Source organism: Vibrio pelagius (assembly GCF_024347575.1).
Taxonomy (GTDB): Bacteria; Pseudomonadota; Gammaproteobacteria; order Enterobacterales; family Vibrionaceae; genus Vibrio; species Vibrio pelagius.
This window is the reverse complement of the sequence record NZ_AP025503.1, coordinates 63271-76948: the sequence shown is the minus strand read 5'-3', so window position 1 is coordinate 76948 and position 13678 is coordinate 63271. Positions and strand designations below refer to the sequence as shown.

The window sequence follows — 13678 nt, the reverse complement described above, 5'->3', positions numbered from 1 at the left end:
CTAAGCTTCCACCTTTACCTTATTCAACTTGATGAGCTTTTATGAACGAACGTCGCGCCCTCGGCTTTGGCCTTTCCGCGGTACTACTCTGGTCAACGGTAGCCACCGCTTTTAAGCTAACCTTAGCTGAGTTTTCACCGATTCAAATGCTGACTATTGCCAGCGTTGTCTCTTCGATTGCTCTGATCGTTATTTGTTACTTCCAAGGCAAGCTTTCTCAGCTCTCTACTACCTTTTTTGCTAACCCTTGGTATTACTTACTGCTCGGCCTCGTCAATCCGCTGGCTTATTATCTGATTCTCTTTAAAGCTTACGACCTGCTCCCTGCTTCTCAAGCTCAAGCGATCAACTACAGTTGGGCGATCACCTTGACCTTAATGGCGGCTGTTTTCTTGGGGCAGAAGATTCGCAAGCAAGACTGGGTGGCCTGTACCTTCAGCTACTTAGGTGTGGTTGTGATCGCGACCAAGGGCGATGTGTTGGGGATGCAGTTTGATAGTCCACTCGGCGTTGGTTTAGCGCTGTTATCAACACTGCTTTGGGCGGGTTACTGGATCTTAAACACCAAAAACAGAGCCGATCCCGTGGTGGGTGTATTGCTCGGCTTCTTAGTTGCACTGCCTTTTGCAATTGGCTTAACTCTGTATGAAGGACAAGGCTTTAGTCAGATCACAGCTAAGGGCTGGATGGCCGTCACTTATGTTGGCCTGTTTGAGATGGGGATTACCTTTGTATTGTGGCTATCAGCACTTAAATCCACCAATAACACTGCGCGTATCAGTAATCTGATTTTTGCATCACCGTTTATCTCATTAATGCTTCTCGCAACCATCATAGGTGAAGAAATTCATCCATCCACTTTATTCGGCTTGGTGCTGATCATTACTGGCTTAGTAATTCAACAACTCAAGCTATCTAAGGGCAAAAGCGCCTAAAAACGCCTAAATAGAGCTTAAAGTCCGAATTACGTTCCTAAAATACAAAAAGGTGAGTCTTTCATGACTCACCTTTTTCTATGATTAAACTAGGCGCTATACCCACTGCCCTGCTGCGAAACCAGAGCTCCAACACCATTGAAAGTTATAGCCTCCCAACCAACCGGTAACATCCATCACTTCACCAACAAAGTATAAGCCTGGTACGGTCTTACACTCCATCGTTTTTGACGACAGGTGATCAGTATCAACACCGCCCAAGGTTACTTCTGCAGTACGGTAGCCTTCAGTACCATTTGGCGCGATTTTCCAGTTTTCTAGATGCTCGGTGATCGCGGCCAGTTGCTTCTCATTGAATTGCTTGAGTGGTTTGTCTTGCAGCTCTTTACGTTCAATTAGAGCTTCTACCAGACGTTTGGGTAGTACTTTCGCCAGCGTATTCTTCAAGCTTTGATTTGGGTGTTTCTCACGTGAGCGCTCAAGCAGCTCGGCCACATCCGCTTCAGGGACAAGGTTAATTGAGACCGCTTGACCTGCTTTCCAGAAAGAAGAGATTTGCAGAACAGAAGGGCCTGATAGACCACGGTGAGTAAACAGCAGCGCTTCTTTGAACAGAGTACCATCTTGCGCGGTGATTTCTGCAGGGATCGCAATACCAGATAGCTCAGCAAAGTCCTCTTTATCCTCTTTATGCAGAGTAAAAGGCACAAGACCGGCACAGGTTGGCATGACAGACAAACCAAACTGTTCAGCGATTTTATAACCAAATGGCGTCGCCCCCAGTTTCGGCATCGACAAGCCTCCGGTAGCAACGACCAAAGATTCACACTCAACTTGCTCGGTATTCAGGTGCAGTTGAAAGCCTGCTTCGGTTTTTTCTATCGAGTGAACATCACAGCGGTAGCGCTGTTGGACGCCGGCATCATCACATTCAGCAAGCAGCATGCTGACGATATCTTTCGCCGTATGGTCATTCACACAGAACAACTGTCCATGATCGCGCTCTTCAAACTCAATGCCGTATTTACTCACCATGGAGATGAAGTCCCAGTTGGTGTACTGAGACAGCGCTGATTTAACGAAATGACGGTTATTACATAGGTAGTTATTAGCAGACACGTCGTAATTAGTGAAATTGCAGCGACCGCCACCCGAGATCAAAATTTTTCGACCTGGCTTTTTGGCATGATCGACCACCAGCACGCGTCGACCTCGTTTGCCCGCTTCTGCGGCACACATTAGGCCAGCGGCACCTGCGCCAATTACGATGACATCAAATTTTTCACTCATTGTGTTCTGCTTAATCTTACCCAGTCATCACTCAGTACTTCCTATACCAGTGACGTTACCAATAAAAAAGGATGTGCGTTATCAGCACATCCTTACTCTTTGCTCGCTATTCTAGCGTCAAATTTTAACTTTGCAATTGCCTACATCGCGCTCACATAGGGCGCAATGCCATGCATCTTTTGGGTACTCTACCTATTACATCAGACTGGTTTAAACCAAGAATGCCGCTAGTAACGTTACACCCAGTAGAGAGACAGATAAAATGAATAGCTCTCTTACTCTATCGCATTTACCAGTAAATACCGGATCGTGGTGGTGATGGTACTCTTTACTCTTGATATAGCTAAATAGCCTCACCTGCTTGGTCACGTTGCCGTGGGTCGTGAAGAAACCACCACCATCGACTTGTTGATACAAAAGCGGGTGCGCCTCGCGCATGATATAGATGAGTTTTCTGAGTGCCGTAACATAGCGAACCAAGTTAACGCAGGTCACAACCATCAATGCTAGTAGAATAGTATCGCCACTGATCATCCTTTCCTCCCTACACCCTCACAGGCTACTCAAAAGAAAAAGACAATCAGAGCTTTTTCTTACAGCTTATACCGCTGCAGGAGCATCCATAATTGAAGATGAACCATCTTTTGCCAATTGCGCTAAGTCTTTATCAATAAAGAATAGGGCTTTGCCATCTTCACCAACAAGCTCTAGCTTATCCAGAATACCTTTGAACAGTTTCTCTTCCTCGTGCTGCTCAGCGACATACCACTGTAGGAAGTTAAAGGTAGAGTAATCTTGTGTGCTGAAAGCAACGTGAGCCAGTTTATTGATCTTATCTGTGATCATCTGCTCATGTTCGTAAGTCTCGCGGAAAACAGCACCTAGGCTCTCAAACTCATGCTTTGGTGCTTCGATTGCACCTAGAATAGGCATCGCACCTGTTTCACTCACATAAGTGAACAAACGCTGCATATGTTCCATTTCTTCCACTGCATGAGCGCGTAAAAACTCTGCTGCTCCTTCAAATCCTTTATCTTCACACCAAGCACTCATTTGTAAGTATAGATTGGATGAGAAAAATTCTAGATTAATTTGCTCATTCAGTTGTTCAACCATAGTTGTAGACAGCATTTACGTCTCCTAGTTACGCCTTCGTTTTCCCCATTATATCACTATTTTATGAATATCTCGCAGGCTATTAATTAACCGTCATTTTAATGTAATCCTACGCAAGAGAGTGGATATGAGATCACTTCAACAAAAAAACACCAACCTTAGTGCTAATCTTTAACTAGACAATGAGTAAGGAGATAGCGGTATGAGTTACAAACATATTTTGGTCGCCGTCGATTTATCTGACGACAGTAAACTGATCGTAGACAAAGCAGTCGCACTAGCTAAACCGCTGGATGCCAAAGTCTCTTTTATCCACATCGATATCAACTATGCAGAGCTCTATACAGGGCTAATTGATATCAACATGGCCGAAACCCAACACAATGCGATGGAAGCTTCTCGTATTCAATTGAGTGACTTTGCTGAGCACGCGCAATACCCAATCACCCACACCTTAGTGGGCAGCGGGGACCTCAGCCATGAGCTGTGCGATACCATCAAAGAGTACAATGTCGATCTCGTGGTTTGTGGTCACCATCAAGATTTTTGGAGTAAGCTGCTGTCTTCGACTCGCCAACTGATAAACGCCACCCCAGTCGATATGCTGGTCATTCCATTACGGGATCCAGAAGACTAATTGATTACAGTTGGGTAACATAAGCGCATACTTTTACTACGAATTATTGTTATGCGTTATTTATCTGGTGTTACCCTTCTTTGGGCCTTCTCTTTCAGCCTGATCGGGGTTTATCTCGCGGGTCAGGTTGATTCATGGTTTTCCGTCTGGATGCGCGTCGCGCTTGCCGGACTGGTCTTCCTTCCTTTCTTGAAGTTTCGAGGCATTTCAAAAAAACTGATCGCGAAGCTGATGACGATTGGCGGCATACAGCTTGGCTTGATGTACTGCTTCTACTATCAGTCGTTTTTACTGCTTTCAGTACCAGAGGTGCTGTTGTTCACCGTCTTCACGCCGATTTACGTCACCCTGATTTATGACTTCTTAAAAGGTCAGTTCTCGCCTTGGTATTTAGTGACAGCAGCAATCGCAGTCGCCGGTGCCGCGTTCATTAAGTTCGCAGGTGTTAATGACAACTTCCTAATGGGCTTCCTTGTTGTTCAAGGTGCGAACCTCTGTTTTGCCATTGGTCAGGTTGGCTATAAAACCATTATGGAGCAAGAGTCTGTCGAATTACCACAGCATACCGTGTTTGGTTATTTCTATCTTGGCGCATTCTGCGTCGCGTCAGTGGCCTTCTTACTGCTTGGTAATAGCGATAAACTGCCAACGACGTCCACTCAATGGGGTATCTTGATCTACCTTGGCTTAATCGCCTCAGGTTTGGGTTACTTCTTCTGGAATAAGGGCGCAAGCCTCGTCAACGCAGGCGCACTTGCGGTAATGAATAATGCACTGGTGCCTGCTGGGTTAGTGGTGAATATTCTCATTTGGAACCGTGATGTAGACCTGGTGAGACTGTCGATTGGTGGCGGGATTATCTTGTTGTCACTGTGGGTGAATGAGACGTGGGTTAAAAGGCGTGTTGAGCAGAGCCTGAACAAAGCTTAAATGCAAACAAAGCTCAGTTGCAAACCCCAAAAGAGCGACCTCAGGTCGCTCTTTTTAATTCAATTCTATTTATGTCTGTTGGACTAATGAATATGACTCACTTTTGAGCTGCTATTCACTGTTAAAGCAGTGCTATCAACTTGCAGGTTAATACTTTCCAACTGGCTCTGCAGCTTACGGCTTTTCTTGTACAGCTTTTGCTGCTTTTTGATCATCTTAGCCAGCTTTTTGTTGTACTTCTTCTGTTTCTTCGCCACTTTCTTCGCGCGCTTTAGCTCACTCTTATCCAGCAGTTCAGAAGACGGTGACAGCTGCATATCCAATGTCTGAATCGCTTGTGCCTTCATCGTTTGGGTTTTCTTAGCTTGTCGCTTTTGAGCTTGTATCTTTTTGACAACAAGTTGCGACTTGTTGTTTGATGCACGTTTGGCGGAAGCTGCAAGGTTGAGAGGTTCTTGACTAAGCACATTGGCTGGCGCTGAAGTTATTGCCTCAGCAAGCAGCCCGCAAGCCGCTTTTTCGCTGTCTGGCTTAATTTGGCAACTCACCGGTGGAATCGCTGCAGGCTTACATAGGTTCGCTTTGTCAGCAGACGAGCGAGCGCACGAACGGCACACAAACTTAGGTTCACTCACCAAGCGGTGAATTTCGCCTAGATGTTCAGTAATGTCTCGACGGTTTAACTTACAAAAGCGTTTAGCCATGCTACAACTCCAGCTAAGAATAATAATAATTCTTAGTTAGATATACATCTCTAACACGGCTATCGCAAGCAAAATATGCAGTTTTAGCGTATTTCTGACGCAACGATTTTTCTGTCTTCCGCTAAGTCATTGATGCTTTTACGTACACATCAAAACGGTTCTTTTTGGTCTCAATCGCCATACTCGGTTTTTGCTCATCCAACCAAGCCGCATAATCGGGTCTTTTCACCACAACACGTTTCGCGGCAAGCTTCAAAGCTGGTTGTAATAGCCCATCCGCATCGAGATCGGCACCCACAAGGGATTGGAATACGCGCATCTCTTTTTTCACCAAAGCGGACTTTTTCTTGTTCTCTGGGTGTGGATACATAGGGTCAAGATAAACAACATCCGGCTGAGCAAATTCAGGGTCGGCGCTCAGTTTATCGAGCGCATCATGGCTTGATGCATGAATAAGGCTCATACGTTCACTCACCCAAGTGCCGATATCCGCATCTTGCTTAGCGCGCTGCAGGCCGTCATCAAGCAGAGCTGCAACCACAGGGTGACGCTCGACCATCTGCACTTTACAGCCTAATGACGCCAATACAAATGCATCACGCCCTAAGCCAGCTGTACCATCAAGAATGGTTGGCGTCGCACCTTTGTTCAGACCGGCAGCTTTGGCAATAGCTTGGCCTTTACCGCCACCAAACTTACGCCTATGTCCTACTGCACCACCGACCAAATCGACAAAGATGGCGCCAAGCTTAGGCTCATCGACTTTGCGTAGTTCAAGTCTTTCATTGGTGAGCACCAAGGCAAATACACTGTTCTCGTCATGAGAAAGGTGCCAGCGTGATGCTAGCTCATTAAGGCGTTCGATTTGGCTTGCGTCTTCGCAAATCAGTTGTAGTTGCAAGGTGGTCTCCAGAGGACTCGCTGATTCAAAACAGTTGAGGCAACCAGTTTACCTGATTGCCTCACAAATACGTAATGTGGAATGACTTAATCGTTATATATCGTCGTGATTATTCATGAAAGCGAACGTTCTTGCCTTAGCTTGGCGACCAGCTCAGGCAACGGCTTTGGACGACCAATGACATAACCCTGCGCGTAGTTAACCCCAAGCTCAATAAGCTTATCGAGGATCTGGGTGTTCTCAACAAACTCAGCTACCGTGTATTTACCCATCTGTTTGGCGAGATCGTGGATTGAGCGTACCATGATATAGTCCATTTCATTGACATCGATATCACGCACAAACAGTCCGTCAATTTTCACAATATCAACCGGTAGCTTCTTTAAGTACCCAAATGAAGACAAGCCTGAACCAAAGTCATCCAGAGCAATAATACAGCCGAGCTCTTTCAACTGCGTAAACAGCTTAATTGCCTGCTGCATATTACTCATCGCTGCCGTTTCAGTGATCTCTAAGCAGATCTTGTCGCACGGCACAGCTGACTGTTCTAAGCTATCAATCAAGAATTCAACAAACTCGCGGTTGCCCATCGAATGACCAGAAAGGTTAATCGAGCACATCCCCAATTCATCGACCACACCATCACTCTCTTCTAGCCAAGCTAATGTTTGACTCACCACTTGTCGGTCAATCAGGTGAGCAATGTTGTAGCGCTCAGATGCCGGCATAAAGATCCCAGGGGAGATGTACTCACCCTTGTGATTCTTGATCCGCACCAATATTTCGAAATGCATCAGATCACTCTGTGTATCTAAGCCAACGATCCGCTGAGCAAACAGCTCGATGCGATCATGAGCCAGTGCTTCATGCACTAAGTTGACACACTCCATCTCCAAGTGGCGACGACGCAGATCTTCATCATCTTGATGGTATAAATGGTAGCGGTTTCTTCCCTCTTCTTTGGCGGCATGGCAGGCCGCATCAGCTTGAGCATGCACCATCTGTGGAGAAGCTGCGGTATGGTCAATCAAACGTATACCGATTGAGCAGGTGAGATTGAGTTGAATGTCCCCCCAAAGGAAGGCGTTTTCACCCATCATTGCGATAATGCTGCGACACACATTAACGGCATCTCGTTCAGTACAGTCTTTAAGTAACACCGCAAATTCATCGCCCCCCATGCGCGCTAACACTGCATTGTAAGGCAGCACGCTCTCAAGCAAGCCCGCGCTAAATAGAATCGCTGCATCGCCCGCTTCGTGACCAGCAGTATCGTTGAGTACTTTCAGTTGGTCTAGGTCGAGATACAGCATGGCGTGAGTGCGCATATGGCTCTCAATTTCTTTAAGCGCCTTCTGCAGTTCTTGCTCAAAGTGGTTTCGATTGAAAGTATGAGTCAGCAAATCGTAACGAGCTTGGTACTCCAACTGTTCTGCCAGTTCATGCGTCTCTGTGATGTCTTCACCGACAATCAACAGCTGATTTGAATCCACCAGCGGTCGAATATTTTCACGAATCCAAATTTTACTGCCGTCGGCATGACGATATTGAATATCACGACGCCATACTCCACACGACTTATGCTGAGGTTGAAGGAGGATTTGACGCGGAATCATGGCATTGCGATCGACATAAAACTCACGTGGACGGTGGCCAAGTAGCTCGCTTAATGGATAACCCAACAACTCCTCCGCAAATTGGTTGACCTGCTGAATGCGATTGTTTTCATCCAGCGTAATCATCATCACGGGTTGTTTATCGTAATAGAGCTTGAGATTCGCCTCACGCTGGAACAGTTTGTTTTCAGCCAGTTTTCGAGAGGTCACATCGCGCGCTTCAAACAGGAAATGCAGCTCATTGGATTCGCTATCTGGCATTGGTTTCAGTGAGATATCCAGCACCAGGACACCGCTATCTCGGCACCACACCTCGGCTTCAAAACGCAGTGACGTATATGACTGCGCTTCCACGAAATACTTCTTCAGAGATTCTCTCGCTGCGTCTTCCCAATGCTGATGCTGATAGATGGGCGCACCAACTTGATAGCCTTGATTATAGAGCAGCTCATGCAGTTTACTGTTACTCGAAAGCAGTACGCCATCACGATCAATGATGCCTATAAATTGCAAGCTCTGATCAAAGATAGACTCCAATAAAATCTGACTTTTACGACTATCACGCTCACTCTTTTTGAGGCGATTCATGTAATAAATCAAGGTCACAATCACACAACTCATGACCAGAAACAGTAGACCTAATGTACGAATCTCATCTTGGTAACGCTCCAAAAAGGATTGAGGTTTATTATAAAAAGTTGCCGAGAGATCATTATGTTCACCCAAGCCCCAACGGTTGAGTTGCTGGTAATCGAGCTTAACCTCAGCAGCGCCTTCAACCACAGGAAGTAGCCCTTGCTCGGGGTTGGCAAGAATACGACGTAGAGTACGTCCAGTCTCACGACCTTGACTCAAGCCACTCTGAATCACACCACCAATGGCGCCAAAACCCAGGCCAAGGTCATGCACCATATAGATGGGCATTTTCGATAGTTTGTTCAGTTCACGCCAATCACTGTCATTGCTGACGTAGCCTTTCGCATCTCTATAATAAACCCAGAACAACAAGCTTTGGTTCATGTCCGCTTGTTGCGCAAAGTTTACCAATTCACGATAGGATCGAGGCTGGTAGTGCTCAATAAGATCAGCGTGTTTTGGGTACTGCTGCAAATGGCGATCCACTTGCGCGCGAACCGCTTCTCCAGTGACAGAGAAGTCAGTAACGATGTAGATCTTGTTCGTCATAGGTTGTAAGCGCTGAATCAGAGTAACATTGCTTTTTATATCAATGTCTTCGGTTATCCCTGTCGCTTTAAGACCCTCTATCATGGCAGGAGAGTAGTTGTTGATACCGCCGAAAACAACCGGTGTACCGTTTAGCTCTGGTGCGAGCCGTTTCATCAAATTGAGGGCGTTGTTATCGCTAACGACAACAGCAGAGAACTCTTCACTGGCAAGTTTAGTACGGTAGAGCTGATAGAGTTTATCGAAGTACTCTTCACTTTGAGCACGTTTGCTGTCCAAGTACACCACTCGATAGGAAAGGTCATCGCGATCAAGTTCTGTAGCCAGCCCTTTTTGAAAATTATCTGTCCAGAAAAAGCCTTGGTGATAGGAGTGAACAACCAATACATCTTTTGATTGAGCAGAAACCCAAAAGCTCCAAATCAAAAGAATAAAAAATAACGAAAATCGCACTAAGCTCACCCTTACAACACACTTGCTGCTAATATTATCACCCTTGGCTATGATGTGTACTCTAGCTATTAAACTTTCAACCAATTCACGAGGTTTGCATGCCGACTTCAACCGCTCGTCTTGATGATCTAGATCGCGCCATTCTTAAAACGTTAATGGAAGACGCTCGCACCCCTTATGCGGAGATGGCGAAGCAGTTCGATGTGAGCCCTGCGACGATTCACGTGCGCATTGAGAAGATGAAATCAGCAGAAGTCATTGAAGGCACGGAAGTGGTGGTTAACACCAAGAAGCTAGGCTACGATGTATGCTGTTTTATCGGCATCAACCTCAATGCCGCAAGAGATTACCACTCTGCGATTGCGAAATTAAATGCACTCGATGAGGTGGTCGAGGCCTACTACACCACAGGCGCTTACAACATCTTTGTAAAATTGATGTGTAAATCCATTGAAGAGCTGCAATACGTGTTGATTGATAAGCTGCAAGCGATTGATGAAGTGCAATCAACCGAGACGCTAATCTCGCTGCAAAATCCAATCAATCGCAACGTAAACCCATAATAGGTTGATGTATAAATACCAAAAGAGCCTCACGAAGAGGCTCTTTTTAGGTTCGATTAACGCAATCTTAGGCGCTGATACCCGCGTGACGCAGCATGGCATCGATTTGTGGCTCACGACCACGGAAGCGCTTAAATAACTCCATAGGTTCTTCACTGCCCCCCATCTCAAGGATGTTGTTTAGGAAGCGTTTACCCGTTTCTGCATTAAAGATGCCCTCTTCTTCAAATGCTGAGAATGCATCTGATGACAGTACTTCAGCCCAAAGATAGCTGTAGTAGCCCGCGCTGTAGCCACCCGCAAAGATATGGCTAAAGCTATGAGAGAAACGGTTCCACTCTAGGCTTGGCAATACCGCAACCTTCGACTTCACCTCTGCCAGCGTTTCAAGCACACGTGCGCCTACTTCAGGGTCATACGTTGTGTGTAGCGTGAAATCGAACAGACCGAACTCTAGCTGACGCAGAATAAACATCGCCGATTGGAAGTTCTTCGCCGCGAGCATCTTCTCTAGCATCTCTTTTGGTAGCGCTTCACCGGTCTCGTAGTGACCCGAGATAAACGCTAGCGCCTCTTCTTCCCAGCACCAGTTTTCTAGGAATTGACTTGGTAGCTCGACCGCATCCCAAGGTACGCCATTGATACCCGAAACCGCGCCCGCTTCCACTTGAGTCAGCATGTGGTGAATACCGTGACCAAACTCGTGGAACAGAGTCACCACTTCATCGTGAGTAAACAGTGCAGGCTTATCGCCCACAGGCTTGTTGAAGTTACACGTTAGATACGCAACCGGCGTTTGCAGCTCACCCGATGCGGTAATACGACGACCACGGCAATCATCCATCCATGCGCCACCACGCTTGTGCTCACGTGCGTACAAATCTAGGTAAAAGCTGCCACGCAGTGCCTCATTAGCATCAAAGATGTCAAAGAAACGCACTGACTCATGCCAAGTATCCACGCCTTCACGCTCTTGCACTGTCATACCAAACACTCGGTTTAGCACTTCAAACAGACCTGAGACGGCTTTAGATTCTGGGAAGTAAGGGCGTAGCTCTTCATCCGAGATCTCAAATAGGTGCTGCTTCTGTTTTTCGCTGTAGTAAGCGATGTCCCAAAGCTCCAACTCAGACACACCAAACTCTTTTTCGGCGAACTGACGCAGCTCTTCCACTTCACGCTCACCTTGAGGTTTTGCTTTCACCGCTAGGTCGTTCAAAAAGCCCAGTACCTGATCCGGCGTCTCGGCCATTTTGGTTGCCAGAGATTTCTCGCTGTACGTACCAAAACCAAGCATACGTGCGATTTCGTGACGCAGCTTAAGTTGTTCTGTGATGATCTCGCTGTTATCCCATTTACCAGCGTTTGGACCACGGTCTGATGCGCGAGTCACGTACGCTTCATACAGCTCTTTGCGCAGTGCTTGGTTGTCACAGTAAGTCATCACCGGTAGGTAAGATGGGATATCCAGAGTTAGAAGGTAGCCCTCTAGATCTTTCGCTTCTGCGGCGGCTTTCGCTGCCGCTAATGCTGACTCTGGCATACCGGCAAGCTCTGCCACGTCCGTGATCTGCTTGCTCCAACCCATAGTGGCATCGAGCACGTTATTAGAGAACTGAGAGCCTAGCTCAGACATGCGCTTGCTGATCTCACCATAGCGATGTTGCTCGTCAGCCGGTAGGCCAATGCCCGACAATTCGAAATCACGTAGTGCATCGGTAATGGTTTTCTGCTGTGCTTGGCTCAATGATGCAAATTCATCACTCGCTTTGATCGCTTTGTAAGCCTCAAACAAGCCTTTGTGTTGACCTACCCAAGTACCGTACTCAGAAAGCAGAGGCAAGCAGCTCTCGTACGCTTCACGCAGTTCATCGCTGTTCACGACAGAGTTCATATGGCTCACTGGTGACCAAATGCGGCTAAGGCGGTCATCCACCTCTTCAATCGGAGCCACTAGGTTGTCCCAGCTTGGCGAGGTATTACCTTCAAGTACTTGTTCTATCTTATTGCGACACTCTTCAATCACTTGCTCTACCGCTGGCTTGACGTGCGCAGGGGTGATCTGTGAAAACGGCGGTAGGTCCGTGAAGGTTAATAGCGGGTTAGACATATAAACATTCCTTTGGCTTGGAGACTTGCGTCTTTAAGTAATTGGGTCGTCTTACAGTATCGAGCTGAGTGAGCTAATAATGACATGCGAATAGTTATTAAATAGTGTCCATAAGCGCAAATTTCAATAGTAGAACCAATAACTAACCGTTCACCCTCGCGACGACACCCGCATTTTGGGGAGAATTTATTAGCTAGTGCGGTATATAATGAAGACAGAATACCCACCGACACCAACCACACTCTATAGCGAGAGTGTTACGAGAGTTTAATTTGTTAAGTTATCGCCACAGCTTCCACGCAGGTAACCATGCCGATGTGGTTAAGCATATTGTACAAAGCCTTATTCTTAATTCACTGAAGCAGAAGGACAAACCTTTTGTCTATCACGATACCCACTCAGGTGTTGGTCGCTACGACTTGACTCACGAATGGTCGGAAAAGACCGGCGAATACAAACAAGGTATCGCAAGAGTTTGGGATCAAAAGCAGATTCCAGAAGAGATTCAAAGCTACCTAGACGCTATCGCGACCCTCAACAACGGTGAAAAACTGCGTTACTACCCAGGTTCACCACGTGTTGCTCGTGCTCACCTACGTGAACAAGATCGTATGGTGCTGACCGAGCTTCACCCAGCCGATCATCCACTGCTTGAGCAAGAGTTCCACCGTGATCGCCAAGTCTCTATCTACAAAGAAGATGGCTTCAAGCGACTAAAAGGCAGCTTACCACCAAAAGAGCGTCGTGGTCTGGTTCTGATCGACCCACCTTACGAGCTAGCGAAAGAGTATCGTGACGTCGTCAACGCCATTTTCCAAAGCCATAAACGCTGGGCAACGGGTATTTATGCTATTTGGTATCCTGTGGTTAACCGCTGCGATATTGAAGATATGATAGAAGGACTAGAAGGTCTCGGCATTCGCAAAATTCTGCAAATTGAACTGGGTGTATCCCCAGACACCAATGAACGCGGTATGACAGCTTCGGGGATGATAGTGATTAACCCACCTTGGAAACTGGAAAGCCAGATGAAAGAGATTCTGCCGTTCCTCAAAGACGCCATTGCGCCAGCAACTGGCCACTGGAAAGTCGACTGGATCGTTCCTGAATAACTCTGATTCCATTTTCCTATCCTTTCATCGCTATTTGTCATAAGCAATGTCACTTTTTCCCATTTAGTAAATTGCTAGACTCGATTTATGATAGCAGCATAGGATAGGTAACAATTCATGTTGATA

The 13678-nt window shown here is 46.6% G+C and carries 12 protein-coding genes; 5 read left to right on the top strand and 7 right to left on the bottom strand.

Annotation, left to right across the window (positions count from 1 at the left end; all coding sequences use genetic code 11):
• Nucleotides 1-41: 41 nt before the first annotated feature.
• A complete protein-coding gene (locus tag vsple_RS00345) occupies nt 42-935 on the top strand; it encodes a DMT family transporter (protein ID WP_261882340.1) in 894 nt (297 codons plus the stop codon).
• 96 nt (nt 936-1031) lie between these two features.
• Here the strand turns inward: vsple_RS00345 and vsple_RS00340 are convergent, their stop codons facing one another.
• The 3 genes from vsple_RS00340 to ftnA form a co-directional block, all read right to left on the bottom strand.
• Nucleotides 1032-2225, bottom strand: a complete 1194-nt coding sequence (locus tag vsple_RS00340; protein WP_255231739.1) for a BaiN/RdsA family NAD(P)/FAD-dependent oxidoreductase — start codon at nt 2223-2225, stop codon at nt 1032-1034.
• Nucleotides 2226-2435: 210 nt separating this feature from the next.
• Complete coding sequence (gene uspB, locus vsple_RS00335) at nt 2436-2759, bottom strand: universal stress protein UspB (protein WP_255231740.1); 324 nt, start codon at nt 2757-2759, stop codon at nt 2436-2438.
• A 66-nt stretch (nt 2760-2825) separates the two neighbouring features.
• Entirely contained in the window at nt 2826-3356 is a 531-nt protein-coding gene (gene ftnA / locus vsple_RS00330; protein ID WP_255231741.1) for a non-heme ferritin, read from the bottom strand.
• A 187-nt stretch (nt 3357-3543) separates the two neighbouring features.
• Here ftnA and uspA point away from each other — a divergent pair, with 187 nt between their 5' ends.
• Together uspA and vsple_RS00320 are read left to right on the top strand one after the other, a co-directional pair.
• On the top strand, nt 3544-3978 hold the full coding sequence (uspA, locus tag vsple_RS00325) for a universal stress protein UspA (protein WP_255231742.1): 435 nt from the start codon (nt 3544-3546) through the stop codon (nt 3976-3978).
• A gap of 51 nt (nt 3979-4029) precedes the next feature.
• A complete protein-coding gene (locus vsple_RS00320) occupies nt 4030-4908 on the top strand; it encodes a carboxylate/amino acid/amine transporter (protein ID WP_261882339.1) in 879 nt (292 codons plus the stop codon).
• 83 nt (nt 4909-4991) lie between these two features.
• On the opposite strand, the gene vsple_RS00315 is transcribed toward vsple_RS00320, so the two are convergent.
• The 3 genes from vsple_RS00315 to vsple_RS00305 all read right to left on the bottom strand — a co-directional run bounded on the left by vsple_RS00315 (nt 4992) and on the right by vsple_RS00305 (nt 9767).
• Nucleotides 4992-5612 carry a hypothetical protein gene (locus vsple_RS00315; RefSeq protein WP_261882338.1) on the bottom strand — a complete coding sequence of 207 codons (621 nt, stop codon included), beginning with the start codon at nt 5610-5612 and terminating at the stop codon, nt 4992-4994.
• Between the two features lie 121 nt (nt 5613-5733).
• The gene (locus tag vsple_RS00310) at nt 5734-6513 is read right to left on the bottom strand and encodes a class I SAM-dependent methyltransferase (RefSeq protein WP_255231745.1); all 780 of its coding nucleotides are present in this window, start codon (nt 6511-6513) and stop codon (nt 5734-5736) included.
• 113 nt (nt 6514-6626) lie between these two features.
• Entirely contained in the window at nt 6627-9767 is a 3141-nt protein-coding gene (locus tag vsple_RS00305) for an EAL domain-containing protein (protein WP_261882337.1), read from the bottom strand.
• A gap of 98 nt (nt 9768-9865) precedes the next feature.
• Between vsple_RS00305 and asnC the strand changes: the two genes are divergently transcribed.
• Nucleotides 9866-10330, top strand: a complete 465-nt coding sequence (asnC, locus tag vsple_RS00300; RefSeq protein WP_255231747.1) for a transcriptional regulator AsnC — start codon at nt 9866-9868, stop codon at nt 10328-10330.
• 67 nt (nt 10331-10397) lie between these two features.
• On the opposite strand, the gene prlC is transcribed toward asnC, so the two are convergent.
• Complete coding sequence (gene prlC / locus vsple_RS00295; protein ID WP_261882336.1) at nt 10398-12440, bottom strand: oligopeptidase A; 2043 nt, start codon at nt 12438-12440, stop codon at nt 10398-10400.
• A 272-nt stretch (nt 12441-12712) separates the two neighbouring features.
• Between prlC and vsple_RS00290 the strand changes: the two genes are divergently transcribed.
• Entirely contained in the window at nt 12713-13552 is an 840-nt protein-coding gene (locus vsple_RS00290) for a 23S rRNA (adenine(2030)-N(6))-methyltransferase RlmJ (protein ID WP_032551040.1), read from the top strand.
• The last annotated feature ends 126 nt before the right edge of the window (nt 13553-13678 follow it).